The organism is Streptomyces sp. NPDC031064, from assembly GCF_055570965.1.
This window is the reverse complement of sequence record NZ_JBVIGF010000002.1, coordinates 822,129-847,161: the sequence shown is the minus strand read 5'-3', so window position 1 is coordinate 847,161 and position 25,033 is coordinate 822,129. Positions and strand designations below refer to the sequence as shown.

General features: G+C 72.0%; 25 protein-coding genes. 5 read left to right on the top strand and 20 right to left on the bottom strand.

Translation table 11 applies throughout. From position 1 onward, the window contains the following. Positions 1 to 63 precede the first annotated feature (63 nt). From ACZ46W_RS10520 to ACZ46W_RS10505, 4 genes are all read left to right on the top strand, one after another. Complete coding sequence (locus tag ACZ46W_RS10520; RefSeq protein ID WP_468334394.1) at positions 64 to 1,230, top strand: sensor histidine kinase; 1,167 nt, start codon at positions 64 to 66, stop codon at positions 1,228 to 1,230. Continuing rightward, on the top strand, positions 1,224 to 1,913 hold the full coding sequence (locus ACZ46W_RS10515; protein WP_468334391.1) for a response regulator: 690 nt from the start codon (positions 1,224 to 1,226) through the stop codon (positions 1,911 to 1,913). Before ACZ46W_RS10520 ends, ACZ46W_RS10515 begins: the two co-directional genes overlap by 7 nt. 85 nt (positions 1,914 to 1,998) lie before the next feature. Further along, on the top strand, positions 1,999 to 2,913 hold the full coding sequence (locus tag ACZ46W_RS10510) for a DMT family protein (protein WP_468334388.1): 915 nt from the start codon (positions 1,999 to 2,001) through the stop codon (positions 2,911 to 2,913). 37 nt (positions 2,914 to 2,950) lie between these two features. Then, on the top strand, positions 2,951 to 4,159 hold the full coding sequence (locus tag ACZ46W_RS10505; RefSeq protein ID WP_468334385.1) for a sensor histidine kinase: 1,209 nt from the start codon (positions 2,951 to 2,953) through the stop codon (positions 4,157 to 4,159). A 3-nt stretch (positions 4,160 to 4,162) separates the two neighbouring features. Here the strand turns inward: ACZ46W_RS10505 and ACZ46W_RS10500 are convergent, their stop codons facing one another. The 9 genes from ACZ46W_RS10500 to rpsB form a co-directional block, all read right to left on the bottom strand. Beyond that, positions 4,163 to 5,179, bottom strand: a complete 1,017-nt coding sequence (locus ACZ46W_RS10500; RefSeq protein ID WP_468334382.1) for an ABC transporter ATP-binding protein — start codon at positions 5,177 to 5,179, stop codon at positions 4,163 to 4,165. Positions 5,180 to 5,181: 2 nt separating this feature from the next. Next, positions 5,182 to 6,786, bottom strand: coding sequence for an ABC transporter permease (locus ACZ46W_RS10495; RefSeq protein WP_468334756.1), 1,605 nt, complete (start codon positions 6,784 to 6,786; stop codon positions 5,182 to 5,184). 35 nt (positions 6,787 to 6,821) lie between these two features. Then, positions 6,822 to 7,916: a thiamine ABC transporter substrate-binding protein gene (locus ACZ46W_RS10490; RefSeq protein WP_468334379.1), complete on the bottom strand. Its 1,095-nt coding sequence runs from the start codon at positions 7,914 to 7,916 to the stop codon at positions 6,822 to 6,824. A gap of 216 nt (positions 7,917 to 8,132) precedes the next feature. Next, complete coding sequence (rlmN, locus tag ACZ46W_RS10485) at positions 8,133 to 9,245, bottom strand: dual-specificity RNA methyltransferase RlmN (RefSeq protein WP_392277069.1); 1,113 nt, start codon at positions 9,243 to 9,245, stop codon at positions 8,133 to 8,135. A gap of 141 nt (positions 9,246 to 9,386) precedes the next feature. Next, complete coding sequence (locus ACZ46W_RS10480; protein WP_468334375.1) at positions 9,387 to 10,634, bottom strand: phosphatidate cytidylyltransferase; 1,248 nt, start codon at positions 10,632 to 10,634, stop codon at positions 9,387 to 9,389. Continuing rightward, the gene (gene frr / locus ACZ46W_RS10475) at positions 10,634 to 11,191 is read right to left on the bottom strand and encodes a ribosome recycling factor (protein ID WP_366131742.1); all 558 of its coding nucleotides are present in this window, start codon (positions 11,189 to 11,191) and stop codon (positions 10,634 to 10,636) included. The genes ACZ46W_RS10480 and frr overlap by 1 nt, the downstream gene beginning before the upstream one ends. Positions 11,192 to 11,336: 145 nt before the next feature. Continuing rightward, the gene (gene pyrH, locus ACZ46W_RS10470) at positions 11,337 to 12,101 is read right to left on the bottom strand and encodes a UMP kinase (protein WP_468334371.1); all 765 of its coding nucleotides are present in this window, start codon (positions 12,099 to 12,101) and stop codon (positions 11,337 to 11,339) included. A 159-nt stretch (positions 12,102 to 12,260) separates the two neighbouring features. After that, positions 12,261 to 13,097, bottom strand: a complete 837-nt coding sequence (tsf, locus tag ACZ46W_RS10465) for a translation elongation factor Ts (protein ID WP_468334368.1) — start codon at positions 13,095 to 13,097, stop codon at positions 12,261 to 12,263. 98 nt (positions 13,098 to 13,195) lie between these two features. Then, positions 13,196 to 14,071, bottom strand: a complete 876-nt coding sequence (rpsB, locus tag ACZ46W_RS10460) for a 30S ribosomal protein S2 (RefSeq protein ID WP_468334365.1) — start codon at positions 14,069 to 14,071, stop codon at positions 13,196 to 13,198. A 253-nt stretch (positions 14,072 to 14,324) separates the two neighbouring features. Here rpsB and ACZ46W_RS10455 point away from each other — a divergent pair, with 253 nt between their 5' ends. After that, a complete protein-coding gene (locus ACZ46W_RS10455; RefSeq protein WP_468334362.1) occupies positions 14,325 to 14,804 on the top strand; it encodes a murein hydrolase activator EnvC family protein in 480 nt (159 codons plus the stop codon). Positions 14,805 to 15,303: 499 nt separating this feature from the next. Here ACZ46W_RS10455 and ACZ46W_RS10450 read toward each other — a convergent pair whose 3' ends face one another. The 11 genes from ACZ46W_RS10450 to lepB (ACZ46W_RS10400) all read right to left on the bottom strand — a co-directional run bounded on the left by ACZ46W_RS10450 (position 15,304) and on the right by lepB (ACZ46W_RS10400) (position 25,033). Further along, positions 15,304 to 15,864 (bottom strand): TetR/AcrR family transcriptional regulator, encoded by a 561-nt coding sequence (locus ACZ46W_RS10450; protein ID WP_468334753.1) that lies wholly within the window; start codon positions 15,862 to 15,864, stop codon positions 15,304 to 15,306. A 53-nt stretch (positions 15,865 to 15,917) separates the two neighbouring features. Then, positions 15,918 to 16,754 (bottom strand): RNA polymerase sigma factor WhiG, encoded by an 837-nt coding sequence (gene whiG, locus ACZ46W_RS10445; RefSeq protein ID WP_366131738.1) that lies wholly within the window; start codon positions 16,752 to 16,754, stop codon positions 15,918 to 15,920. Positions 16,755 to 17,019: 265 nt separating this feature from the next. Continuing rightward, a complete protein-coding gene (gene dprA, locus ACZ46W_RS10440; protein ID WP_468334358.1) occupies positions 17,020 to 18,189 on the bottom strand; it encodes a DNA-processing protein DprA in 1,170 nt (389 codons plus the stop codon). Positions 18,190 to 18,316: 127 nt separating this feature from the next. Further along, positions 18,317 to 19,930: a YifB family Mg chelatase-like AAA ATPase gene (locus ACZ46W_RS10435; protein WP_468334355.1), complete on the bottom strand. Its 1,614-nt coding sequence runs from the start codon at positions 19,928 to 19,930 to the stop codon at positions 18,317 to 18,319. After that, a complete protein-coding gene (locus ACZ46W_RS10430; protein ID WP_468334352.1) occupies positions 19,930 to 20,295 on the bottom strand; it encodes a YraN family protein in 366 nt (121 codons plus the stop codon). Before ACZ46W_RS10430 ends, ACZ46W_RS10435 begins: the two co-directional genes overlap by 1 nt. 171 nt (positions 20,296 to 20,466) lie before the next feature. Then, a complete protein-coding gene (locus tag ACZ46W_RS10425; protein ID WP_005311352.1) occupies positions 20,467 to 20,775 on the bottom strand; it encodes a DUF2469 domain-containing protein in 309 nt (102 codons plus the stop codon). A gap of 55 nt (positions 20,776 to 20,830) precedes the next feature. Then, complete coding sequence (locus tag ACZ46W_RS10420; RefSeq protein WP_468334349.1) at positions 20,831 to 21,325, bottom strand: NUDIX hydrolase; 495 nt, start codon at positions 21,323 to 21,325, stop codon at positions 20,831 to 20,833. Continuing rightward, positions 21,318 to 22,076 (bottom strand): signal peptidase I, encoded by a 759-nt coding sequence (gene lepB, locus ACZ46W_RS10415; RefSeq protein WP_468334346.1) that lies wholly within the window; start codon positions 22,074 to 22,076, stop codon positions 21,318 to 21,320. The genes ACZ46W_RS10420 and lepB (ACZ46W_RS10415) overlap by 8 nt, the downstream gene beginning before the upstream one ends. A 306-nt stretch (positions 22,077 to 22,382) precedes the next feature. Further along, positions 22,383 to 23,324 (bottom strand): signal peptidase I, encoded by a 942-nt coding sequence (gene lepB / locus ACZ46W_RS10410; RefSeq protein WP_468334750.1) that lies wholly within the window; start codon positions 23,322 to 23,324, stop codon positions 22,383 to 22,385. Continuing rightward, positions 23,209 to 24,300, bottom strand: coding sequence for a signal peptidase I (gene lepB / locus ACZ46W_RS10405; RefSeq protein ID WP_468334343.1), 1,092 nt, complete (start codon positions 24,298 to 24,300; stop codon positions 23,209 to 23,211). The genes lepB (ACZ46W_RS10410) and lepB (ACZ46W_RS10405) overlap by 116 nt, the downstream gene beginning before the upstream one ends. After that, positions 24,293 to 25,033 (bottom strand): signal peptidase I, encoded by a 741-nt coding sequence (lepB, locus tag ACZ46W_RS10400; RefSeq protein WP_468334340.1) that lies wholly within the window; start codon positions 25,031 to 25,033, stop codon positions 24,293 to 24,295. The genes lepB (ACZ46W_RS10405) and lepB (ACZ46W_RS10400) overlap by 8 nt, the downstream gene beginning before the upstream one ends.

Genomic DNA, 25,033 nt, shown 5'->3' with positions numbered 1-25,033 from the left:
AGGGCCCACGGATCAACCCGTGCTCCGACGCGCGTCCCGCCCACCCCCGCGAGAATCGGGGCCATGAACGCGCTCGTCAGAAGTCCCGCCTACCCCTGGGTGACCGGGGCCGTCCTCACCGGCGGCACGGTCGTGGAGCTGGCGCTGGTGCCGGGCTCGCCATGGGTGGCGGGCTCGGTCCTCATCTCGTCCGCCTCACTGATGTGGCGCCGTACCCGTCCGGAGACGGCACTGCTCACCGTCGCCGCCGCGTTCATCGGCTTCGGCGCCGACACGAGCCTGTACCTGGTGACGGTGATCAGCGGTCTGATGGGCCTCTACACCCTGGGCCGCCACCGGGTGCAGCACCCGGCGGTGCTGGTCGGCGCGGGGGCGCTCGCGTCGCTGGGCGTGAACCTGGTGCACATCCCGAAGTGGGCGGCCATGGCCCCGGCGGTGCGGCCGTCCCTCGTCGAGGGCCACCGGCTGGACCCGGGCCTGTACGCGGAGACGTTCCTGCTGACCGTGGTGGTCCTGGGCGCGGTGTGCGCGGGCGACGCGGTACGCGCGCGTGAGGAGGCCCGCGACGAACGGGCCGCCGCGCAGGAACGGTTGCTCGCGATGGAGCGGCGGCAGGCGGCCGAGGCGGAGCGCGCCGCGATCGCGCGGGAGCTGCACGACGTCGTCGCGCACTCGGTGTCGATGATCGCCGTACAGGCGGAGAGCGCGACGTACACGACACCGGGCCTGTCTTCCGAGGCACGCGACGCGCTCCAGCAGATCGCCGGCACGGCCCGCTCGTCGATGACCGAACTGCGCCGCCTGCTGGGCGTGTTGCGCACCCGCCCCGGCGACCGGGCGGCGACGGCACCGCAGCCGACGCTCGCGGGGCTGGAGGAACTGGTGGAGCAGCACCGTGCCGTGGGCGGCAGCGCGGACCTCCGGGTGAGCGGCGAGCGGGTGGCGCTCCCGGCCGGGTGGGAGCTGTCCGCGTACCGCATCGTCCAGGAGGCGCTGACCAACGCGCGCAGGCACGCCCCCGGAGCCCATACGGTGGTGGACATCGCGTACGCCTCGGACCGGCTGACCATACGCGTGGCGGACGACGGCCCGGGCCCTCCCGAGGAGACCGACGGCACGGGACACGGTCTCACCGGCATGCGCGAACGGGCCACGCTTCTCGGGGGAAGCGTACGCACCGGCCCGGGCCCGAACGGCGGCTTTCTCGTGGAGGCGGTACTGCCATGGTGACTCCCGCGACGATCAGGGCGATCGTGGCCGACGACCAGGCGGTCGTCCGCACCGGTTTCGTCAACCTGCTCGCGACCCAGGACGACATCGACGTCGTCGGCGAGGCCGAGGACGGTGCGCAGGCCGTCCGGGTGGCGGCCGAGCAGCGGCCCGACCTCGCGCTGCTGGACATCCGGATGCCGCACAAGAACGGCATCCAGGCCGCCCGCGAGATCCTCGCCGCGTCCGGCGGGGCGACGAAGGTGCTGATGCTGACGACCTTCGACCTGGACGAGTACGTGTACGACGCGCTGGCGGCGGGTGCGAGCGGCTTCCTGCTCAAGGACGCCACGTTCCCGGAACTGCTGCACGCGGTACGGGTGGTCGCGCGCGGCGACGCGCTGCTGGCGCCGGCCGTGACGCGGCGGCTGGTCGCGGAGTTCGCCCGCCAGCGGGCCGGGGTGCTGCCGCCGCGGCCGGTCGACGGGCTGACCGCCCGGGAGGTGGAGGTGCTGGTGCTGATCGCCCGGGGCCTGTCGAACGCGGAGATCGCGGAGGCGCTCACCATCACCGACCACACCGTGAAGACCCACATCAACCGGCTCTTCGCGAAGATGAACCTCAGGGACCGGGCGCAGGCGGTGATCCTGGCGTACGAGCTGGGGCTGGTGCTCCCGGGCCGCGACGCGTCCGCACCCGCCTGACAGGGAACGCTGACAAAAGCAACGTCCGGGCCCGTTTCCCCGTCTGGCAGACGTAAGTCACCCGACCGACGAAACGGAGCCGGACGTGCTCATAGGACTGTTGACGGCCGTCGCCGCCTCGATCTGCTACGGCACGGGCTCGGTCCTGCAAGCCGTGGGGTCGCGCAAGTCGGCCCGCCGGGAGGCGGCGGCCGGGCTGACGACCCAGCACGGCGGGCCGTCCCTCTCCTCGACCGCCAAGGCGGCGATGACCTGGGAGTTCATCGTCGGTACGGTCCTGGATTTCGTCGGTTTCGGGCTGGGCGCGCTGGCCGCCCGGATGCTGCCGCTGTTCCTGTCGCAGACGGTGATCAGCGCCAACCTGGTGATCACCGCCGTACTGAGCGTGCGGCTGCTCGGCATCCGGCTGACGCGCGCCGAGTGGACCTCCATCGGTGTCGTGTGCTCGGCGCTGGTGCTGCTGGCCACGGCGGCGGGCCCCGAGGGCAGCGGTCACACGCCGATCGCCACGCACTGGTGGCTGCTGGCCGTGTCGCTGCTGCTGATGGTGGGCGGGACGGTCGTGGTGCGGCTGCTGGGCGCGCGGGCGGCGATCCTGGCCGGTCTGCTGTCCGGTCTGGGCTTCGGCGCGCTGGGGGTCGGCGTACGCGTGCTGAACGGCATCGACCCGTTCGACCTGGGCGCGCTGCTGGCGGACCCGGCGCTGTACGCGATCCTCGTCGCCGGCGTGGGCGGGATGTACCTGCACACGGTCGCGCTCCAGATCGGCTCGGTGAACGGGGCGACCGCGGCGCTGGTGGTGGGCGAGACGGTCCTGCCCGGCATGATCGGCGTGCTGTGGCTGGGGGACGCGTCGCGGCCGGGGTTCGCGTGGCTGGCGGTGGTGGGCTTCGTGCTGGCGGTGGCGGGCGCGGTCGCGGTGGCGTGGTTCGGCGAGCCGGAGTTGGAGCCGTCCTCCGACGCCGGCCAGGCACCCCGGGAACTCGCCCGCATCGGCTGAACAGCCCCCTCGTAGACTCCCGGCAGGGAGATGAGACATGGGGCTACGGCTCAAGATAGGCGCCACGATCGCGGCGACCGCCGCACTCGCCGTGCTGGTGACGAGTGTGCAGGTGCCGGCACTGATGGAGCAGCGGGCCAGGGACCAGGCCATGGAACGGCTCGCCATCGCCGAGCGCGGCTACCGGGCGGACGGACAGGCCCGGTTCGGCGTCAAGGTCAACCCGCCCAACATGCCCGACGAGCTGCGCCGCGCCGTCCTCGACGGCCGCAGCGCCACCTATATGCAGGCGTACGGGGAGCGCCGCCAGCTCTGGGCGGCCACCGGCGTCGGCGGCGACATCCTGGCCCTCAAGCAGATCGAGGACCCGCTGTCGGACAAGCTCCGTGCCTCCATCCTCCAGACGGGGGCGATCAGTACGGCGGTGGGCACCCTGTGCGGCCTGCTGCTCGCCACCCGGCTGGGCCGGCGGCTGCGGCTGTCGGCGCGGCGGGCCGAACAGATCACGGGCGGTGACCTGGACGCCCGGCTCCCCCAGTCGGGGCGGGACGAGATCGCCACGCTGACCCGGGCCGTGAACACGATGGCGGACGCGCTGTCGGAGCGGCTGCGCGCGGAGCGTGAGGTGACGGCGAACATCGCGCACGAGCTGCGCACGCCCGTCGCGGGGCTGGTGGCCGCCGCCGGGCTGCTCCCGGACGGCAAGGCCGAGTCGATGGTGAAGGAGCGGGTCGCGCGGATGCGGGACCTGATGGAGGACGTCCTGGAGGTCGCCCGCCTCGACAACGGCGGCGAAAAGGCCGACGTACGGCTGGTGGAGCTGAGTGTGCTCGCCCGCCGGGCGGTACGGGCGGCTGAGGACCCCGGCGTCCGTCTTGACATCGTTGCCGACGCGCTGGTGGAGACGGACGCACGGCGCGTGGAGCGGGTCCTGACGAACCTGGTGAGCAACGCGCTGCGGCACGGCGCCGAGCCGGTCGTGGTGGAGGCCGAGGGCGGGGTCGTCCGGGTCCGCGACGGGGGCGCCGGTTTCCCCGAGCACCTGCTGGCCCGCGGACCGCGCCGCTTCCAGACGAGCGCCGTCGGCAAGGGGCTGGGCCTGGGCCTGACGATCGCGGCCGGCCAGGCCGGCGTGCTGGGCGCCCGTCTGACGTTCACCAACCCGGAGGGCGGCGGCGCCTGCGCCGTACTGGACCTGTCGGCCTCGGTACGGGACGACGCGGGCGACGAACCGGCCGGGGACTGACGCTCAGCCGAGCACCACGACCTCCTCCGCCGTGAACGTCACGCCGACGACCGCCCCCTCCTCGGGCGCGTCGCGCAGCGCGCACTCGGCCTCCAGCAGGGGCCCCGAGTCGGGCCGGAGCCGTACCGCCACGTGGTGGCCCCGGAAGGTGCGCCCCTCCACGGTGCACCGCAGCCCGTCGGCGGGGTCGCCGAGCCGTACGCCCGCGGGGCGCACCAGGGCCCGGACCGCGCCTTGCGGGGAGCCGGCCGGCACGGGGACCTTGCCCCACACGGTGTCGGCGGCCTCGCCGGTCACCGTCGCCTCGACCACGTTGTCGAAGCCCAGGAAACGGGCGACGAACTCGGAGGCGGGGCGCTGCCAGACCTCCAGCGGCGTGCCGCTCTGGGCGATGCGCCCGTCGCGCATGACGACGACCCGGTCGGCGAGCGCGAACGCCTCGCCCTGGTCGTGCGTGACGGCGAGCACGGTCGTACCGAGCCGCCCGAAAAGGTGCCGCAGCTCGACCACGAGCCGCTCGCGCAGCCCCCGGTCGAGCTGGCCGAGCGGTTCGTCGAGCATCAGGAGCCGGGGGCTGGGGGCCAGCGCGCGGGCGAGCGCGACGCGCTGCTGCTCGCCGCCGGACAGGGCGGCCACGGCCCGCCGATCGGCGCCCGGCAGCCCGACGAGGTCCAGCAACTCGGCCACCCGCCCGGCCTGTTCCTTACGGGACGCGCCGCGCATCCGCAGCCCGAACGCCACGTTGCCGCCGACGTCCCGCTGCGGGAACAGTTGGTGGTCCTGGAACATGAGCCCGACGCCCCGCCGGTGCACGGGCACGCCCGCCTGGTCGGCGCCGTCGAGCAGCACACGGCCCGCGTCGACCGGCTGGAGCCCGGCGACGACCCGCAGCAGCGTCGACTTGCCGCTGCCGCTCGGCCCGAGCACGCACACGATCTCGTGGTCGGCGACGTCCAGTGACACCCCGTCCACGGCGACGCGTGATCCGAAGCGTACGGTCACGTCCTCGAGAGCGAGCATGGTCACAGCTCCCCGGCGCGGTCGACACGGATACGTTCGAGCAGCAGCAGGGCCACCGCGCACACCACCATCAGGATCGTCGAAAGGGCCATGGCCTGGCCGTAGTTGAGCTCGCCGGGCCGGCCGAGGAGCCGGGCGACGGCGACCGGGAGGGTCGGGTTGTCGGGCCGGGCGATGAACACGGTCGCCCCGAACTCGCCCAGCGACACGGCGAACGCGAACCCCGCGGCCACCAGCAGTGCCCGCCGCACCAGTGGCAGGTCCACCTCGCGCCACACCCGCCACGGCGACGCGCCGAGGACGGCCGCCGCCTCGCGCAGCCGCGCGTCCACCGCGCGCAGCACGGGCAGCATGGTCCGTACGACGAAGGGCACGCCGACCAGTGCCTGGGCGAGCGGCACCAGGATCCACGAGGAGCGCAGGTCGAGCGGCGGCTCGTCCAGCGCGATCAGGAACCCGAAGCCGACGGTCACCGCGGACACGCCGAGCGGCAGCATCAGCAGCGCGTCGAAGCCGCGTACCAGCCGCCCGGCGCGTCTGGTGAGCGCGGCGGCGGCGAGCCCGCCGACGACGAGCGCGATGGCGGTGGCGGCGAGCGCGTACTCCAGGGAGTTCCCGATGGCTTCGACCGGCGGCACCAGGAACGTCCCGCCGCCCGCGTCCACGTCCTGGAGCGCCCGGTAGTAGCCGAGCCCCCCGTCCAGGGACCGCTGGACGAGCACCCCGAGCGGCAGCAGGAGCAGCAAAACAATCGTCACGAGGACGGTGCCGAGCAGCGCCCACTGCCCGGCCCCGCGCGGCCGCCGCGCGGTCAGGGCGGCGTCCACCAGCTTCAGCGCGGTCTCCCGCCTCCGTACCGTCCGGGCGTGGACGGCGAGGATGGCGCCGACGGCGGCGAACTGCACCAGGGTGAGCACCGCCGCCGTCGGCAGGTCCAGCAGTTGCGCGGTCTGCCGGTAGATCTCCGCCTCCAGCGTGCGGTACGCGGGCCCGCCGAGGATCTGGACGATGCCGAAGGAGGTGTACGTGAAGAGGAAGATCATCAGCGCCGCGGCGGCCACGGCGGGCGCGAGCGCGGGCAGGGTCACCCGCCGCCACGCCCCGAAGCGCGAGGCGCCCAGCACCCGGGCGGCCTCCTCCTGGCGCGGGTCGAGCTGTGACCACAGGCCGCCGACGGTGCGGACGACGACGGCGTAGTTGAAGAAGACGTGCGCCAGGAGGATCGCCCACACGGTGGTGTCCAGCCGCACGCCCCACAGCTCGTCGAGCAGTCCGCCCCGCCCGAGCAGGGCGAGGAACGCGGTGCCGACGACGACGGTCGGCAGCACGAACGGCACCGTGACGACCGCCCGCAGCACCCCCTTGCCGGGGAAGTCGTAGCGGGCGAAGACGTACGCGCCGGGCAGCGCGATCAGCAGGGTGAGCGCGGTGGAGGCGAGCGCCTGCCAGGTGGTGAACCAGAGCACGTCCAGGATGTCCGGGCGGCCCAGCACGTCGCCGAGCCGCCCGAACTGCCAGGCGCCGTCCGTCGTCTTCAGCCCGCGCCCGACGATCGCGGCGACGGGGTAGGCGAAGAAGACGGCGAAGAACACCACGGGCAAGACCATCAGCCCCGCCCGCAGCGCCCCGCCCTTGCGGGCGATTACCTCAGGACGAGCGAGGACCACGACTGGATCCACCCGTCACGCTTCTCGGCGATCTTCTCGGGGGCGACGGTGTACGGCTGGTCCACCTTGGCACCGTGCTTCGTGAACAGCTCCGGCAGTCGCGCGTCCTTCGCCACCGGGTTCACGAACATCTGGAGCGGCATGTCCTCCTGGAACTTCTTGCCGATCAGGAAGTCGATCAGGGCCTTGCCGCCGTCGGGGTTCTTCGCCCCGGTCAGCAGGCCGGCGAACTCGGTCTGCTGGAAGCACGTCCCGGTGGAGACGCCGGTCGGCGCCTCGGCCGGCTGCGGCTTGGCGTACAGCACCTCGACGGGCGGGCTGGAGGCGTACGACACGACGAGCGGCCGGTCGCCCTTGGCGGCCTTGCCGCCGGCCGAGCCGGAGAACTCCTGGTTGTAGGCGAGCTCCCAGCTATCGACGACCTTGACGCCGTTGGCCTTCAGCTTCTTCCAGTAGTCCTGCCAGCCGTCGTCGCCGTACTTGGCCGCCGTGCCGAGCAGGAAGCCGAGGCCGGGCGAGGACCGCTCGGGGTTCTCGACGACGAGGAGGTTCTTGTACGCGGGCTTCGCGAGGTCGTCGAAGGTCTGCGGCGGCGCCAGCTTCTTGTCCGCGAAGTACTTCTTGTCGTAGTTGACGCAGATCTCGCCGGTGTCGACGGGCGTGACGCGGTGCTTGTCCTTGTCGAGCTGGACGGCCTCGGGGACCCGGTCCAAGCCCTTGGCCTCGTAGGGCTCGAAGAGCTCGTTGTCGAGCGCCCGGGACAGCAGGGTGTTGTCGACACCGAAGAAGACGTCGCCCTGCGGGGACCCCTTGGTGAGGATGGCCTTGTTGACGGCCTCGCCCGCGTCGCCGCTCTTGAGGACCTTGACGGTGTAGCCGGTCTGCTTGGTGAACTCCTTCAGGACGGCCGGGGAGGCGTTGAAGGAGTCGTGGCTGACGAGCGTCACGGTCTTCGACTTCGTACCGCCGTCGGCGGCGTCCTTGCCGGACTCGCCCCCGCAGGCGGTGAGCGTCGTGACGCCCAGCGCGGCGGCGAGCGCGCCGACCGCGATCTTCTTGGTGGTGCTCACTGAGATTCCTCCTGGGTGTGGCCAGGAAGAGACGCGGCCCTGCCCACCGCCATCGTGCGGTGGGCAGGGCGCAACAGCTCGAGTAACGACCGAACTTCCTACCCAGAATGACCTGGGCGAGGTTCAGAGGGTCTGCGGCCTGACGGTGCCGCACTCTCAGCGCTGTGGCGCTCCCCTGTCGGAATATGCAGATGTGTTCGAGCTCAGACTACAAGGTCAGCGCTCGGCGGCCGCGAGCTGTCCACAGGCGCCGTCGATCTCCTGCCCGCGGGTGTCACGGACGGTGACCGGTACGCCATGGCTCGCGATCGCCTCGACGAACGCCTTCTCGTCCTCGGGGCGGGAGGCGGTCCACTTCGAACCCGGGGTCGGGTTGAGCGGGATCAGGTTGACGTGGACCCGCTTGCCCTTGAGGAGGCGGCCCAGCAGGTCGCCGCGCCAGGCCTGGTCATTGATGTCGCGGATCAGGGCGTACTCGATCGAGACCCGGCGGCCGGACTTCTCGGCGTACTCCCAGGCGGCGTCGAGGACCTCACGGACCTTCCAGCGCGTGTTGACGGGGACGAGGGTGTCGCGCAGCTCGTCGTCGGGGGCGTGCAGGGAGACGGCGAGGCGGCACTTGAAGCCCTCGTCGGCGAAGCGGAGCATCGCCGGGACCAGGCCGACCGTCGAGACGGTGATGCCGCGCTGGGAAAGCCCGAGCCCGTCCGGCTCGGGGTCGGTGAGGCGGCGGATGGCGCCGACGACGCGCTTGTAGTTGGCGAGCGGCTCGCCCATGCCCATGAAGACGATGTTGGACAGCCGTGCCGGTCCTCCCGGCACCTCGCCGTCCCGCAGGGCCCGCATCCCGTCGACGATCTGGTGCACGATCTCGGCGGTCGACAGGTTCCGGTCGAGCCCGGCCTGGCCGGTGGCGCAGAACGGGCAGTTCATGCCGCAGCCGGCCTGCGAGGAGATGCACATGGTGACGCGGTCGGGGTACCGCATGAGGACGGACTCGACGAGCGTGCCGTCGTGCAGCCGCCACAGGGTCTTACGGGTGGTGTCGTCGTCGCACGAGATGTGCCGTACGACCGACATCAGGTCGGGCAGCAGCTCCGCCGCGAGCTTCTCGCGGGACGCGGCGGGGATGTCCGTCCACTCGGCCGGGTCGTGCGCGTACCGCGCGAAGTAGTGCTGGGAGAGCTGCTTGGCGCGGAACGGCTTCTCACCGATCGCGGCGACGGCCTCCTTGCGCTCGGCGGGCGTCAGGTCGGCGAGGTGTCGCGGTGGCTTCTTGGCTCCGCGCGGGGCGACGAAGGTGAGCTCTCCCGGTGCGGGGCGTGGCATGACCTGGTACTCCTCAGTAAAGACGAGGCCGCGGTACGGGAGCCGGGTGACCTCACCGGATGATCCCCGCGCGACGCCGCGGGGCCGAAAGGGCCCGCCGCCTCGATGCGACGAGCCCTTCCAGGGTAACCGGACGGCGGTTCAGCCTGTTCCGACGAAGATCACCAGCAGCAACCACACCACCGGCGCGGTCGGCAGCAGCGAGTCCAGCCGGTCCATGATGCCGCCGTGGCCCGGGAGCAAGGTGCCCATGTCCTTGATGCCGAGGTCCCGCTTGATCATCGACTCGCCCAGGTCGCCCAGCGTGGCACTGGCCGCGACGGCGAGGCCCAGCAGGAGGCCCTGCCACCAGGTGCCGCCGTCGATGGCGAACTCCATGCACAGCGCGCCCGCCGCCATCGCGAACGCCACCGCTCCCAGGAGCCCCTCGCGGGTCTTGCCGGGGCTGATCCGCGGCGCGAGCTTGTGCGTACCGAACCGCCAGCCGACGGCGTACGCCCCGGTGTCGCTGACCACGGTCAGCAGCAGGAAGGTGAGCACCCGCCAGGGGCCGTCGTCCGCGGTGAGCATCATCGCCACGAACGTCGCCAGGAACGGGACGTAGAACGCCGCGAAGAGGCCGGCCGTGACGTCCTTGAGGTAGCCCTCGGGCGGCTCCGTCATCCGCCACACGAGCACCGCGAGCCCCGTGAGCGCCATGGCGACCCAGGCTCCCTCGGCGCCCCGCACGTACCCCGCCACGACCATCGCCGCGCCGCCGACGGCGAGCGGCACGAGCGGGGCCTTGATGGACTTGCGCTCCTCCAGGCGGGAGGTCAGCTCCCACAGCCCGACCACGACGGCTACGGCGATCACGCCGACGAAGACGGGCTTCCAGATGAACAGCGACGCGACGATCACCGCACCGAGACCGACGCCGACCCCTATGGCCGCCCGCAGGTCCCGGCCGGCCCGCTTCTTCTGCGGAGCGGGAGGACCGGACGGACCGGACGTGCCAGGCTGACCCGACCGACCGGACCGACCGGGCTGGCCGGGCTGCTCCGGAGGCCGCGGCGCTCCCGGGGGCGGGCTGGGCATGGGCTCCTGCGGATTGTCCGGCCGCTGCGGCGGCTGAGGCTGCTGCGGCTCCGGCTGGTGCTGCGGCATCTCGTGACGGAACGGGGGACCGCTCAGCGGAGCGGTCCCCCGGTCGCGGTCGTCCTGGTCTCCACCGGAGTCTCCGCCGGCGGGAACGTCGGGCACGATGGGCATGGGCCGAGTCTGCTGTGCCTCATGCCCGTCGTAGGCGGGACCCGCCGGGGCTCCCGGAGCGAACCCCGGGTGGTACCCCTGGTCGGGCGGACCCCAGTGACCGCCTCTCGGCGGGGCCCCCCAGGAAGAGTCGTTCATCAGACCTCGAGCAGCTCGGCTTCCTTGTGCTTGAGCAGCTCGTCCACCTGCGCGACGTACTTCGCGGTGGTGTCGTCGAGCTCCTTCTCCGCGCGACGGCCCTCGTCCTCGCCGATGTCGCCGTCCTTGATCGCCTTGTCGATGGCGTCCTTGGCCTTGCGGCGCACGGAGCGGATCGACACCTTGGCGTCCTCGCCCTTGCCCTTGGCGACCTTGATGTACTCGCGGCGGCGCTCCTCGGTGAGCTCGGGGAACACCACCCGGATGATGTTGCCGTCGTTGCTCGGGTTGACGCCCAGGTCCGAGTCACGGATGGCCTGCTCGATGTTGCGCAGCGCGCTCTTGTCGAACGGGGTCACCACGGCCATGCGCGGCTCCGGCACGGAGAACGACGCCAGTTGATTGATCGGCGTGAGGGCACCGTAGTAGTCGGCCACGATCTTGTTGAACATCGCCGGGTGCGCACGTCCCGTACGGATCGCGGCGAAGTCCTCCTTGGCGACCACGACGGCCTTCTCCATCTTCTCCTCGGCCTCGAGGAGGGTCTCTTCGATCACCACTTGCTCCTGCGTGTCTATGAGTAGGCCCGGCGTACAAAAGGGCTGCGGAACCTGCGTCGCGTCTGTTCCCTGCACGGTGTCCGACCGGCAGGGCTTTGTCCATCCCCTCGCGGGGCACCCCGGCGTCCCCAGGGGTCGGGGATCAGGTGCGGGTGCCCTGGTCGCTCACGAGAGTGCCGATCTTCTCACCCTTCACGGCCCGGGCGATATTGCCCGCCGCGAGCAGTTCGAAGACGAGGATCGGCAGGTTGTTGTCGCGGCAGAGGGTGATGGCGGTGGCGTCGGCGACCTTGAGGTCGCGGGAGAGCACCTCGCCGTACTCCAGCGCGTCGAATTTCACCGCGTCCGGGTTGGCCTTGGGGTCGGAGTCGTAGACCCCGTCGACCCCGTTCTTGCCCATGAGGAGAGCTTCCGCGTCGATCTCCAGGGCGCGCTGGGCCGCGGTGGTGTCGGTGGAGAAGTAGGGCATGCCCATGCCCGCGCCGAAGATCACGACGCGGCCCTTCTCCAGGTGGCGCACGGCGCGCAGCGGGATGTACGGCTCCGCGACCTGCCCCATGGTGATGGCGGTCTGGACCCGCGAGTCGATGCCCTCCTTCTCCAGGAAGTCCTGGAGGGCGAGGCAGTTCATGACCGTACCGAGCATGCCCATGTAGTCGGAGCGGGCCCGGTCCATGCCGCGTACCTGCAGCTCGGCGCCGCGGAAGAAGTTGCCGCCGCCGATCACGACCGCGATCTGCGCGCCGTCGCGGACGACCGCGGCGATCTCGCGTGCGATGGCGTGTACGACGTCGGGATCGACGCCGAGGCCACCACCGCCGGCGAACGCCTCGCCGGACAGCTTCAGCATGAAGCGGCCGGCCTTTTTACCGGTGTTGTCGTCGCCCTGTGCGGCGCCCTGGTTCATGGAGATCTCCTCGTGCACATACGAAGAAGGCCATTGCCGGTGGGTGTGGTTGTCCCTACGGCAATGGCCTCCTCGTCAGATCTGTGGCCGCCGGCGCTCACGCGACCGACCGTCCACTGGGAAAACCCTAGCGGGCTCCCGTGTCGAGCGCGTACCGGCTCAGATGCCGACCTTGATGCGGCTGAAGCGCTTCAGGGTGACACCGGCCTCGTCCAGGATCTGCTGGACGGACTTCTTGTTGTCGAGCGCGTACGGCTGACCCAGGAGGGTGGCGTCCTTGAAGAAGCCGTTGAGGCGACCCTCGACGATCTTCGGGAGCGCGGCCTCGGGCTTGCCCTCGGCGCGGGTGGTCTCCTCGGCGACGCGGCGCTCGGCCTCGACGACCTCGGCCGGGACGTCGTCCTTGGAGAGGTACTTCGGGGCGAACGCGGCGATGTGCTGCGCGACACCCTTGGCGATCTCGGCGTTCTCCTTGTCGAGCTCGACGAGGACACCGATCTGCGGGGGCAGGTCGGGCATGGTGCGGTGCATGTACGCCGCGACGTAACCGCCGGAGAACTGTGCGAAGCGGTCCAGGACGATCTTCTCGCCGAGGTTGGCGTTGGCCTCGTCGACGTACGCCTGGACGGTCTTGCCGGCCTCGATCTCGGACGCGAGCAGCGCCTCGATGTCGGCCGGGGAGGTCTTGGCGACGTGCTCGGCCAGGGCCTTGGCGACGCTCTGGAACTTCTCACCCTTGGCGACGAAGTCCGTCTCGCACTTCAGCTCGACGAGGACACCGGAGGTGTTGTCGTCGGCGATCACGGAGACGACGGCGCCGTTCTCGGCGGAGCGGCCCTCGCGCTTGGCGACGCCCTTCTGGCCCTTGATGCGCAGCGCCTCGACGGCCTTGTCGACGTTGCCCTCGGCCTCGTCCAGCGCCTTCTTGCAGTCCATCATGCCGGCGCCGGTGAGCTCGCGGAGCTTCTTGACGTCAGCGGCGGTGTAGTTCGCCATGATCTGTAAGTCTCTCTCGAAGTCTGGAAGATCTACGAAGATCTACGGGTGGACGGCGGGAGCTTCGTGGGCCCCCGCCGTCATCCGAACCTGAAAGGTCAGGCCTGCTCGGCGTCGGCGGCCGGAGCCTCGGCGGCCGGGGCCTCCGCAGCGGCCTCGGCCGGCTTCTCGGCAGCCTCGTCGGAGTCCGCCTTCTTCTCGCCCTCGAGCAGGTCGCGCTCCCACTCGGCCAGCGGCTCGCCGGCGGCCTTCTCGCCCGGCTTCTGGTCGCCGGTCGCGGCGCCGGAGCGGGCGATGAGGCCCTCGGCGACGGCGTCGGCGATCACGCGGGTGAGCAGGGTGACGGAGCGGATCGCGTCGTCGTTGCCCGGGATCTTGTAGTCGACCTCGTCGGGGTCGCAGTTGGTGTCGAGGATCGCGACGACCGGGATGCGGAGCTTGCGCGCCTCACCGACGGCGATGTGCTCCTTCTTGGTGTCGACGATCCAGACGGCGCTCGGCACCTTCTGCATCTCGCGGATACCGCCGAGGGTCTTCTCCAGCTTGGCCTTCTCGCGCGAGAGGACCAGGAGCTCCTTCTTGGTGAGACCCGAGGCCGCGACGTCCTCGAAGTCGATCGCCTCGAGCTCCTTCAGACGCTGAAGGCGCTTGTAGACGGTGGAGAAGTTGGTGAGCATGCCACCGAGCCAGCGCTGGTTGACGTACGGCATGCCGACGCGGGTCGCCTGCTCGGCGATGGCCTCCTGGGCCTGCTTCTTGGTACCCACGAACATGATGGAGCCGCCGTGCGCGACGGTCTCCTTGACGAACTCGTAGGCGCGGTCGATGTACGACAGCGACTGGAGCAGGTCGATGATGTAGATGCCGTTGCGCTCGGTGAAGATGAAGCGCTTCATCTTCGGGTTCCAGCGACGGGTCTGGTGACCGAAGTGGACGCCGCTCTCCAGCAGCTCCCGCATCGTGACGACGGCCATGGCCGTATCTCCTTGGTTCTCGGTTATGTCCTGACGCCCCGACGCGCTGTGCCACGAATGGACCGAAGAGCGCTGCCACGACTTTTGAGGGTGGTGGCGGGGCGTGCGAAGTCGACCCGGTGGCCCGGGTCGCCAGAAGAAGTGTACGGGACCTTGGCAGCGGTGGGTGACGGCGCTGTCCACAACCGGCCGGTAGTCCACAGATCGGGTCCATGATCAGCGCGGTCGGGCACCCCTGCGCCACATTCTGCGCATGTACTCCACCGTGTTGGCCCTGGTCCTGTCCGTCACGTCCGTCCTGACCGCCGCCTGGCCGGTGGGCCCGCCGCGCCCGGCGATCGTGCGGGGCTGGGAGCCCCCCGCCTCGGCGTACGGTGCGGGGCACCGCGGCGTCGACCTCGCCGCCCCGCCGGGCACCGAGGTCCGCGCGGTGGCGGCCGGCCGGGTCTCGTTCGCGGGCCCGGTGGCGGGCCGGGGCGTGCTGTCGATCAACCACCCGTCCACGGGCACCCCACCGCTGCGCACCACCTACGAGCCGGTCCGCCCCCTACTCCGCCCGGGCACCGAGGTCACGGCCGGCCAGGTGGTCGCGGTCGTCTCCCCCGGCCCCGGCTCCCACTGCGCCCGCGCGTGCCTCCACTGGGGCCTCCGCCGGGCCGACACCTACCTCAACCCCCTGTCGCTCCTCCCCCGCCCACCCTCACGGCTGCTACCCCTCACCGACCGCGCCTGACCGAACCGGTGCGGCGCGCGGGATCGCTTGGGGCGGTGTGCCGTGCGGCGCGCGGGCCGGGTTGGTTCCGGCCGGTGGGCCGGGGACGGGGCCCCTCCGGGCTCACCTCCTCGCCGTCGGCGGGGCACCGAGCCGGTCTCGCAGCCGTATCTCGCCGCCGATCGGCTGCGGGGGCGACCCTGCACGGCCCCTCCTCGCCATGGTCGGAGAAACGCGCCCGCAGACGGCGTACGACCGGGGTGGGGCCGTGCAGGGTCGCCCCCGCAGAGGTTGGCGGCAAAGGCTGGGCTCCCGACTCCGCGTGCCCAAGGCCGCCGGCCTCGAGGAGGTGAGCCCGGAGGGGCCACACCCCACACCCACCGGGTCAGGCCGCCCCGCCCCCGACAGGGTTCCGCCGCCGGGGCGGGCCATGCCCGACCGCCCACCAGCCGGAAGCCACACCGAGCACCGGGCCGCAGCCCGAGCCGCAGGCCGGCCGCCGCGTACGGACGGGAAAGGGCTACGCGCCCCGGACACCCCGGAGGGCCATGGAGACGGCCGTGTCGGCGATGGCCGACGGATCCTCCGCCGCGCCGAGCTCGATACGGCGCACCGCCGCGTCCACCACGCCCTGGAGCAGCATCGCGGCCAGCCGTGGCTGCTCCTGGCCCAGCTCCGCCAGCGCTTCGACGATCATGGCGATCAGCCCGCCGTGAGCCGCGCGGATCTTCTCCCGCGCCCCGTCGTCCAGTTCGCTCGCGGAGATGGCGACGACCGCACGGTGGCGCCGGTCGCCGACGAGGTCGAGCTGGGTGCGGACGTACGCCTCGACCTTGCCCTCGGGCGTGTCCGCCCGCTGCATCGCCGCCTCGACCTCCGCCGCCCACACGGGGAAGTCGACCGCGCACAGTTCCTCGACGACGGCGGCACGGGAGCGGAAGTACTCGTAGACGGACGACCGGGCCAGGCCGGTGCGCTCGGCGAGGGCGGGGAAGGTCAGCGCCTCCGTCCCGCCTTCGGACAACAGGGAACGCGCGGCGTCCAGCAGGGCGCCGCGCTGCATGGTCCGGTGCTCGGCCACGGAGGCCGCTCGAATCCTGGGCACGGCTCCACTCTACGACCGCCCGTTCGACGTCAGCGTCCTACATCGGCCAGCTTCGCCCTGAGCTGGAGTACCGACTTGGTGTGGATCTGGCTGACGCGGCTCTCGGTGACCCCCAGCACGTTACCGATTTCGGCCAGGGTCAGCCCCTCGTAGTAGTACAGCGTGACGACCGTCTTCTCGCGCTCCGGCAGGGTGTTGATGGCGCGGGCGAGCAGCCGCCGCAGCTCTCGGTCCTCGGCCACCTCGACCGGGTCGTCCGCGGCGGTGTCCTCCAGGGTGTCCATGAGGCTGAGCCGGTCGCCGCCCTCGCCGCCGACGTGCAGCAGCTCCTCCAGGGCCACCACGTTCGCCAGTGACAACTGGCTGAAAACCGCGTGCAGTTCCTCCAGGGCGATGCCCATCTCCGAGGCGACCTCGCTCTCCGAGGGGGTGCGCCGCAGTTGGGCTTCCAGGGTGGCGTACGCGCGCTCCACGGCCCGCGCCTTCTGCCGCACGGAGCGCGGGATCCAGTCCAGCGCCCGGAGTTCGTCGATCATCGCGCCGCGGATACGGGTGATGGCGTACGTCTCGAACTTGATCGACCGCTCGATGTCGAACTTCTCGATCGCGTCGATGAGTCCGAAGACCCCGGACGACACGAAGTCCGCCTGCTCCACGTTGGACGGCAGACCGACGCTCACCCGGCCCGCGACGTACTTCACCAGCGGCGAGTAGTGCAGGATCAACTGCTCCCGCAGCCGCTCGTCGCCCGTGTCCTTGTACGACCGCCACAGCTCGTCGAGCGACGAGGGTGCGGGTGGTCGCACGGTGCCCCGGGCAGCGGGGGGCACCGCTGTGCGGTCGGACCCGGAGGTGTGCTGGGGCATGCGTCGCCTTGAGCCGTTCTGCTGGGGTGTGAGTGGGGACGGGGGGATGAGGGCGGGATGCGGAGGGGGTAATTCTGGTGAGCGTAGCGTGACTGAGGAGTCGCGGTGAGCGAAGGTCCCTGGATAGTGCCTCCGCGAGGGCGTGCCATCGGCCGCATCTTCGAATGGGGCCCAGGGGGCCGACTGCGCGGACGTCGGCCCCTCGGAGGTCGCCGAGAGAGCTGCGAGGGTCATCGGAATCACCTTTTCACCCGAATGCTCCGGGTCAAGCACCGCCTCGCCGGGCGTTCGGGCGACGTATGGCCCCGGCCGTCAACTGCCATCCCTCGCCATGGCGTTCGACGAATCCCAGGGAGTGGAGTTCGTACAGCCTGCCGAGTGCCTCGTCAACCGTGGTGCCGGCGTCATGCGCGACGGTGCCGGCGGTGGCGGCCCTCCCCCGTGCGGGCAGGGCTTCGAGCACGCGTGCGCTGATCGGGTCGAGGAGGTCCCGGGGCAGGACGGGACCGCGCCGGGCCGGGGCCAGGTCGCCGATGTCGCCGACCAGTTCCGCGACTTCCGCGGCGTCCGTGACCAGCTCGGCCTCGCCGCGCAGCAGCTCGTGCACCCCCGCGGAGAGCCCGCTGGTGGCCGGGCCGGGAACGCCCATGGTGAACCTGCCGAGCCGCTGCGCGGCGCGGGCGGTCACCAGGGAGCCGCTGCGGTACTCGGCCTCGACGACGACCGTGCCCCGGGTGAGCGCGGCGATCACGCGGTTGCGGAGGATGAACCGGCTCGGGGTGGGGTGGGCGCCGGGCGGCAACTCCCCGATCACCAGGCCCTGTTCCGCGATGCGCCCGATCAGCTCGGCGTGGCCGCGCGGGTAGGCCACGTCCACCCCGTTGGCCAGCACGGCGACGGTCGCCCCGCCGGCGGCCAGCGCCCCCCGGTGAGCGGCGCCGTCGACGCCGAACGCCGCGCCGGAGACCACGACCCAGCCGCGCTCGGCGAGCCCCGAGGCGAGGGTCGCCGCCATGTGGGCCCCGTAGGGGGTGCAGGCCCGCGCCCCGACGACGGCCACGGAGCGCAGCGCCCAGCGCCGTAGGTCGGGCCGGCCGCGCACCCAGAGGCCGACGGGCCGGGCGTCCCCCAGGTCGTCGAGCTGGCTGGGCCACTCGGGGTCGTCCGGGACGAGGAACCGCCCGCCGAAGGCCGCCACCGCCGCCAGGTCCCGCTCGGGGTCGGCCCGCGCGGCCCGTATCCGGAAGCCCTGGACGCGCCTCTCGCTCGCCCCGGTGAGCGCTTCGTCCTCGTGCGGCGCGGACGTCAGCCGCCGGAACAGCTCCACGGCCCCCAGCTCCCGTAGCCAGCGCCCGCCGTGTTCATCACCCGGTTCGACGACCCTCGTCAACGCCGCCCGCGCCCACCGCTCCCGCTCGGTCACTCCTCCGGCCATGCCGCTCCCCCCTCCCAAGCCGCCCCCATCCCGCCGGTGCGGCCCCGTACGCCTGCCGTCCCCGCGCTCCCCGCCCGCGGTACGCCACCCCACTCCCGCCACCCCGGGCCACCCCACCCGATCCGGGTCACAGCGCCTCCCCGACCGTCATCGGTACGCCCCGGGCGATGCCGGTCCGCAGCTCCAGCGCCAGGTGGACGTCGTCGGGGCCGGGGCGGTCGCGGCCCGCGAGGTCGGCGAGCGTCCAGGCGACCCGGAGCACCCGGTCCAGGCCGCGCGCGGTGAGCAGGCCCCGTTCGATGTCCCGCTCGGCGGGCGCGAGGGCGCCGGGGACGACCTGCCAGCGGGTGCGCAACTCGTGCCCGGGCACCTCGCAGTTGACGTTCCAGGGCGTGCCGTCCAGGCGGGCGGCGGCGCGTGCCCGGGCGTCCAGCACCCGCGCGGCGACCGTCTCGGTGGACTCGCCGCGCCCGCCCTGGCCCAGCAGGTCCGCGCGGCCGACCGGTTCCACCTCGACGCGCAGGTCGACCCGGTCCAGCAGTGGCCCCGACAGCCGGGCCTGGTAGCGGCGGATCACCGAGGCGGGGCATTCGCAGCCCGCCCCGTGCAGGGTGTGCCGCCCGCACGGGCACGGGTTGGCTGCCAGCACCATCAGGAACCGCGCCGGCAGCCGAACCACGCCCGCGCTGCGCGCCACCACCACATGGCCGGCCTCCAGGGGCTGGCGCAGGGCATCCAGCGCCTTGCCGGAGAACTCGGGCGCCTCGTCCAGGAAGAGCACCCCTCGGTGTGCCAGCGAGACGGCACCCGGTCTCGGCAGGCCATTGCCGCCGCCGACGAGGGACTGCATGGTCGCCGAGTGGTGCGGCGCGCAGTACGGCGGCCGGCGCACCAGCGGCTCGCCGGGCGGCAGGATGCCCGCCACTGAGTGGACCGCGGTGACCTCCAGGGCTTCCTGGCGGGTCAGTGGGGGCAGGATGCCCGGCAGGCGCTCGGCCAGCATGGTCTTGCCCGCGCCCGGTGGCCCGGACAGCAGCAGGTGGTGCCCGCCGGCCGCCGCGACCTCCAGGGCGACGCGCGCCGCCCGCTGTCCGGCGACGTCCGCCAGGTCGGGCGCGTCGGCCGGGTCGTGGCTGAGTCCGGTGCCCACGCCGGCCCCGGGGACCAGCAGCCCGGCCAGCATGGCATCGGGCCGGCCCGCCTCGTCCGGCTCCTCCTCCGGCACCGGCTCGTCGGCGAGCACCGCGATCAGTTGCCGCAGTGTGCGGACGCCGAGGACCGAGACGCCCGGCACCAGCGCGGCCTCCTCCGCCGTCTGCTCGGGGACGACGACCTGCCGGTAGCCGGCCTCGGCGGCGGCGAGCACCGCCGGCAGCACGCCCCGCACCGGTCTGACCCGGCCGTCGAGCCCGAGCTCCCCGATGAGGACCAGGTCGGCGATGGTCCGGGGGTCGACGCGTTCGGCCGCGCCCAGCACCGCCGCGGCGACGGCGAGGTCGAATCCCGAGCCGCCCTTCGGTACGGAGGCCGGGCTGAGCCCGACCGTCAGCTTCTTCTGCGGCCACTCCGCGTCCGAGTTGACCACCGCGGCCCGCACCCGGTCGCGGCTCTCCGTGAGGCTCTTGTCCGGCAGCCCGACCAGCGTGAACGCCGCGACGCCCGGCTCCAGGTCCGCCTGGACCTCGACGACCACGCCCTCGACGCCGACCAGGGCCACCGAACACGTCCGTGCGAAGCCCATCAGGCCACCCCCCGCACGTGCTCCACGACGGGCGCGCCGCGCCGGGGCAGCAGCACCCCGACCAGGTCGATACGCACCCCGCCGGGCGGTGGGCCGCCGCCGTGCCGCTCCAGCCAGCACTCGGCGAGCCGCCGCAGCCGCCGCGCCTTCACGGGCGTCACCGCCGCCATGGGGTGCTCGAAGCCGCCCCCTCTGCGGGTCTTGACCTCGCAGATGACCACCGTGTCACCGTCGCGGGCGACGATGTCGATCTCCCCGGCCCGCCCGCACCGCCAGTTCCTGGCGAGCATGGCCATCCCGGCCTCGCCGAGCCGGCGGACCGCCAGCTCCTCGCCGTACCGCCCCAGTGCCCCCGTCGCGTTCATCCGGCACCACCTCCGTCACCGACTGTGACGTGTCGGCGCCGGACTTGTGGATCTTGGTGGACAACGGGCCGGTTGTGGAAAACCCGGTCACCCACACCGGTGAACAGCGTTGGGCCTCATCCCAGGGGTGAAACGCGACGGGACCTCAGTTCCGCTGAACCGCCCTGCGGCTCAGCTCCCCGGCAGTTCCAGGTCGCTCTTGTTGAGCTCCTCGATGTTCACGTCCTTGAACGTGAGAACACGCACCTGCTTGACGAACCGCGCCGGCCGGTACATGTCCCAGACCCAGGCATCCGCCATGGAGACTTCGAAGAACACCTCGCCCTGCACCGAGTGCACCTGCATCTCGTAGTCGTTGGTGAGGTAGAAGCGACGCTCGGTCTCGATCACATATTTGAACAGACCGACGACATCGCGGTACTCCCGGTAGAGCTTCAGCTCCATCTCGGTCTCGTACTTCTCGAGGTCCTCGGCGCTCATGGCATGTTCCCCTTCAGCCGTGCGTCCCCCTATTGTGCTCCAGTCTCCTGCGCCCCTAGACGATTTCGGGGGCCAGGACCACCGGCGTACTCGGGGGTCCCTCGTCGAGCAGCGTGCGGAGCAGCTCGGCGAGTCGTGTCGGGTACACCGTCTCACGCGCCGCCGACAGTTCGGCGGAGGTCCACCACCTCAGCCCCGCGACACTGCGCGTCTCGAGCTCCGTCAACTTGCCCAGGGCCACCGTGGTGCTGGTCGTACGGGCCAGGTAGTACCACTCGTCCTGGTGCCAGCGCCGCCCGGCGAACGGGAACGAACACTCCCGCTGCCACAGCACGGGACCGAGCCGTACGTCCGTCAGGCCGGTCTCCTCGGCGAGCTCGCGCAGCGCGGCCTCCTCGCGGGTCTCGTCCCCCTCGACCCCGCCGCCGGGCGTGAACCACCACGTGTGGGAGGGGTCGTCCGGCTCGTGCCCGTGCAGCAGCAGGATCCGGTCCCGCGGGTCGAGCAGCACCACGCGGGCCACCTGCCGCAGCGGCGTCTCCTCAGCCATGCGCACTCGCTCCCGTACCCGCCCCCGTACGCGCCCGCCGGCCCGCCCGGGAAAGCCGCCGCGCGACCGGCCCGTACGCCGCGCCGGCCAGGATCAGCACCGCCCCGGCCGCCACCGACCCGACCACCAGTTGAACCGGCCCGGGCCGCGACACGCCACCGGGCAGCTCCGCGAAGCTCCGCGGCCGCTCGACCATCGCGCCCGGGGGCCACGCCACGGCGTCCACCCGCGCGCTCACCGCGCCGCGCGGCACCGCGCCCTGCCCGGGGTCCTGGAGGTGGAGGCGGGAGTCCTGGGAGCTCGCGCGCTCGTCACCGAGCAGGAAGAGCTGCCCGTCCGGCACCGCGGCCGTGAACGGCGTGGAGGACGCGGGCCCCTCGGAGCGCAGATACGGTTCTTCCACCGCCTTGCCGTTGATGGTGAGCCGACCGGCGCTGTCGCAGCACGCGACCTTGTCACCGCCCACCCCGACGACCCGCTTGACCATCGGCAGGTCGCCCCAGGCCGAGTCCTTGAAGACCACGACGTCACCGCGCCGGACCTCATCGCCGTCCACCCGCTGCGCCAGCACCCGGTCGCCCGCGGCCACGGTCGGGGACATCGAGTCGGTCGGCACGGTGTACGGCTGGTACTCGATCGCTCCCCAGACGAAACCGCCGAGGAAGAGCACACAGCCGACGGCCACGGCCAGCCCCGACAGCACACTGCCGAGACGGCCGTGGCCGTCGTCCGTCGTGACGTCCTTGCCCATCCCAGCGCTCCCACCTTCGCGAGACGACGATCTGGGACGGCACCCTACCCGCGCACCCCTACCCGGCGGTATGCCGACCAAGAGCGGACCGGCAGCCGCCCAGCGGCCGGCCGACCAGCCGTGCAACCGACAACCCGCGCAGCCCCCGGCCGACCAACCGCGCAGCCGACCGAACGCCCCGCCGCCCAGCCGCGCCGCCACCCAGCCGCTCAAGCCCGCCGTTCGCCACAAGCCTTCGCCCGTCAGCCCCGCACGTCAGGCTCGCCCGTCAGCCCCGTGCGTCGCCCCGTGCGTCAGCCCCGCACGTCAGACTCGCGCGTCAGCCCCGCGCCGCTTCCGCCGCCACAGCACCAGCGGCAGCGCACCGGCAAGACCCAGCGCTCCCGGGCCGGCCATCTGCGCGACCGCGCTCGACGCGGCCGCCGCGGCACTCAGCCCCGGCTGGTCGAAGGTGTCCGGCACCGGCAGGGTGGACCAGCGGGTGACCGGCCAGGCCACCACGACGGCCCGCCCGACGACCTTGTCGTTGGCGACCGTGCCGCTGCCGGGCAGCTCCTGGTGGTAGCGGGAGTCCAGCGAGTTCTGCCGGTTGTCGCCCATCACCCAGATGCGGCCCTCGGGCACCTTGATGGGCCCGAAGGGCTCGTCGTCGCAGGGCGTGGAGCCGGGGTGGATGTACGAGGTCTCGTCCAGCGGCTTGCCGTTGACGACGACCTTGCCGCCCTTCTTGCAGCTCACCGTGTCACCGCCGACCGCGATGACGCGCTTGATGAGGTCCTTCTCCTCCGACGACGGCATCAGGCCGATCCAGCTCAGGAACTCCTGCACCATGTTGGGCTTGGGAGTGGGCTCGCCCTCCAGCCAGCCGCCCGGGTCGTGGAAGACGACGACCTCGCCGCGCTCCGGCTCGGAGCCGAACCACGGGGTCAGCTTGTCGACCAGCACCCGGTCGCCGCGCTGGAGCGTGTTCATCATCGAGTCGGAGGGGATCGAGAACGCCTGCACCAGGAACGTCTTGATCAGCAGCGCCAGCAGCAGGGCGATACCGATCAGCAGCGGCAGTTCCTTCCAGAAGGAACGGGGCTTCTTGGGGTCGCGGGGGCCACCGTCCCCGTCGGCGTCCCCGTCGCCGTCAGTCGGACCGGTCTCGGATGGGGGCTCCCCGACGGATCCGGACGAGGAGGGCTCGCCGAACCGCTCCGGCCTCTCCTCGGGCTCCTCGTGTCCGGATCGTGCGCCGACCGCCAAATCCCCCACATCCACTCCTCACTCCGTGCAACCGCCAGCCCCACAGCAGGGGCAGGCCCACCACTCCCATAACGAGCGGGAGTTCCGCAGGGGTCGGGAGTCCGGTCAATCCGTTCACATTCCGAGAGGACACACTATGCGACGCGCCGATCGCCGACGCAGTCCCGGTCCGCGAGTCCGGAACCGACGCGAAGGTGTCCGGTTCCTCAAGCCTCCGCCAGTGGTCGAAGGGCCAGGCGATGACGACCGCCCGCCCGACGACCTCCTCTTCCGAGACCGTTCCCTGAAACGCCTCGTTCAGGTGAAACCGCGAGTCGGCCGAGTTCGACCGGTGGTCGCCCATCACGAAGATCCGCCCGGCGGGCACCTTCACATCGAACTTGATGGTGGAAGGAACGTTTCCCGGATGCAGGTACGGCTCGGTCAGGGGTACGCCGTTGACGGTGACCCGGCCGTCCGCGTCGCAGCACTTGACGGTGTCCCCGCCGACCGCCACCACCCGTTTGATCAGGTCCTGTTCGTCCTCGGACGGCAGCAGGCCGATGAAGGTCAGGGCCTGCTTGACCTGTTTGACGACCACCGGGTCGTCCTTCTTGGGCGCCTGCTCCTGGCGGAGCCAGCCGCCCGGGTCCTTGAAGACGACGACGTCCCCGCGCTGCGGCTTCGAGCCGAACCAGGGCGTGAGCTTGTCCACCAGGACCCGGTCGTCGATCCGGATCGTCTGCTCCATGGAGCCGGACGGGATCACGAAGGCCTGCACCAGGAAGGTCTTCAGTACGAGCGCGATGAGCAGCGCCACCGTGATGAGGAGGGGTATCTCCTTGACGGCCGAGCGCCGCCTGCGCCGCTTGACCTTGCGGGCCAGCTTGCGCCGCTCCGCCCGCCCCGGCAGGGGCCGGGCGCCGTCCGTGGGGCGTGAGCCGGTGGGCAGCCGGGTGTCCGCCCGGTGGCTGCCCTGCTTGCCGCGGTTACCCATGGCCCCCGCCCGCCGGTCCGCCCGCCGGTACGTCGCGGAAGGCGCCCGTCGGCTCCACCCCCGACCAGCGTCCGAAGGGCCAGCCGATCCAGTCCGCCCGCCCGATCACGTGGTCGACGGGCACCATGCCGCCGCCCGGCGAACCGAGGTGGTCGCGGGAGTCCCGCGAGTGACTGCGGTGGTCGCCCATGACCCACAGGGTGCCCTCGGGCACGACGATGTCGAAGGGGACCTGGGACGGCGCGTCACCGACGTACAGGTAGTCCTCCTCCACGGGTACGCCGTTCACCTCGACCCTTCCCCCCTCGTCGCAGCACTTCACGCGGTCGCCTCCCACCCCCACCACGCGCTTCACGAAGTCGGTGTCGGCGGGCTCGGCGAGGCCGAGGGCCGCGGCCGCCCCGTGGAACAGCCCCGTGACCGGGTTTTGTTCGGGCGCCTCCCGGACGAAGGAGCCGTTGCCGTCGAAGACGACGACGTCCCCGCGCGCGGGCTCGGAACCGAAACGGTACGCCAACTTGTTCACCAGCACCCGGTCCCCGATCCGCAGGGTGGGTTCCATGGACCCGCTGGGGATCTGGAAGGGCTGCACCACGAAGTGGCTGAACAGCAGCAGGAAGACGGCACAGCCCAGGCCGGTCAGCCAGAGGTGCCGCCGGAAAAGCACGGAGCGCGACCGCTCCTCCGGCTCGGAGGAGCGGTCGCGCTCGGTGTGCTGTGCTTCGGTGTCCAT

Excerpts from the sequence above, each read along its gene's own strand:
- rlmN (WP_392277069.1), bottom strand. The coding sequence starts at position 9,245 with ATGCCACGCCCCGCACCGGGAGAGCTCACCTTCGTCGCCCCGCGCGGA.
- pyrH (WP_468334371.1), bottom strand. The coding sequence starts at position 12,101 with ATGAACCAGGGCGCCGCACAGGGCGACGACAACACCGGTAAAAAGGCC.
- lepB (WP_468334343.1), bottom strand. The coding sequence starts at position 24,300 with ATGGGTAACCGCGGCAAGCAGGGCAGCCACCGGGCGGACACCCGGCTG.
- ACZ46W_RS10515 (WP_468334391.1), top strand. The coding sequence starts at position 1,224 with ATGGTGACTCCCGCGACGATCAGGGCGATCGTGGCCGACGACCAGGCG.
- tsf (WP_468334368.1), bottom strand. The coding sequence starts at position 13,097 with ATGGCGAACTACACCGCCGCTGACGTCAAGAAGCTCCGCGAGCTCACC.
- dprA (WP_468334358.1), bottom strand. The coding sequence starts at position 18,189 with ATGGCCGGAGGAGTGACCGAGCGGGAGCGGTGGGCGCGGGCGGCGTTG.
- lepB (WP_468334340.1), bottom strand. The coding sequence starts at position 25,033 with ATGGACACCGAAGCACAGCACACCGAGCGCGACCGCTCCTCCGAGCCG.
- ACZ46W_RS10520 (WP_468334394.1), top strand. The coding sequence starts at position 64 with ATGAACGCGCTCGTCAGAAGTCCCGCCTACCCCTGGGTGACCGGGGCC.
- ACZ46W_RS10435 (WP_468334355.1), bottom strand. The coding sequence starts at position 19,930 with ATGGGCTTCGCACGGACGTGTTCGGTGGCCCTGGTCGGCGTCGAGGGC.
- ACZ46W_RS10500 (WP_468334382.1), bottom strand. The coding sequence starts at position 5,179 with ATGCTCGCTCTCGAGGACGTGACCGTACGCTTCGGATCACGCGTCGCC.
- ACZ46W_RS10430 (WP_468334352.1), bottom strand. The coding sequence starts at position 20,295 with ATGAACGCGACGGGGGCACTGGGGCGGTACGGCGAGGAGCTGGCGGTC.
- ACZ46W_RS10420 (WP_468334349.1), bottom strand. The coding sequence starts at position 21,325 with ATGGCTGAGGAGACGCCGCTGCGGCAGGTGGCCCGCGTGGTGCTGCTC.
- ACZ46W_RS10505 (WP_468334385.1), top strand. The coding sequence starts at position 2,951 with ATGGGGCTACGGCTCAAGATAGGCGCCACGATCGCGGCGACCGCCGCA.
- whiG (WP_366131738.1), bottom strand. The coding sequence starts at position 16,754 with ATGCCCCAGCACACCTCCGGGTCCGACCGCACAGCGGTGCCCCCCGCT.
- ACZ46W_RS10425 (WP_005311352.1), bottom strand. The coding sequence starts at position 20,775 with ATGAGCGCCGAGGACCTCGAGAAGTACGAGACCGAGATGGAGCTGAAG.
- lepB (WP_468334346.1), bottom strand. The coding sequence starts at position 22,076 with ATGGGCAAGGACGTCACGACGGACGACGGCCACGGCCGTCTCGGCAGT.
- ACZ46W_RS10455 (WP_468334362.1), top strand. The coding sequence starts at position 14,325 with ATGTACTCCACCGTGTTGGCCCTGGTCCTGTCCGTCACGTCCGTCCTG.
- ACZ46W_RS10480 (WP_468334375.1), bottom strand. The coding sequence starts at position 10,634 with ATGAACGACTCTTCCTGGGGGGCCCCGCCGAGAGGCGGTCACTGGGGT.
- ACZ46W_RS10495 (WP_468334756.1), bottom strand. The coding sequence starts at position 6,786 with ATGGTCTTGCCCGTGGTGTTCTTCGCCGTCTTCTTCGCCTACCCCGTC.
- rpsB (WP_468334365.1), bottom strand. The coding sequence starts at position 14,071 with ATGGCCGTCGTCACGATGCGGGAGCTGCTGGAGAGCGGCGTCCACTTC.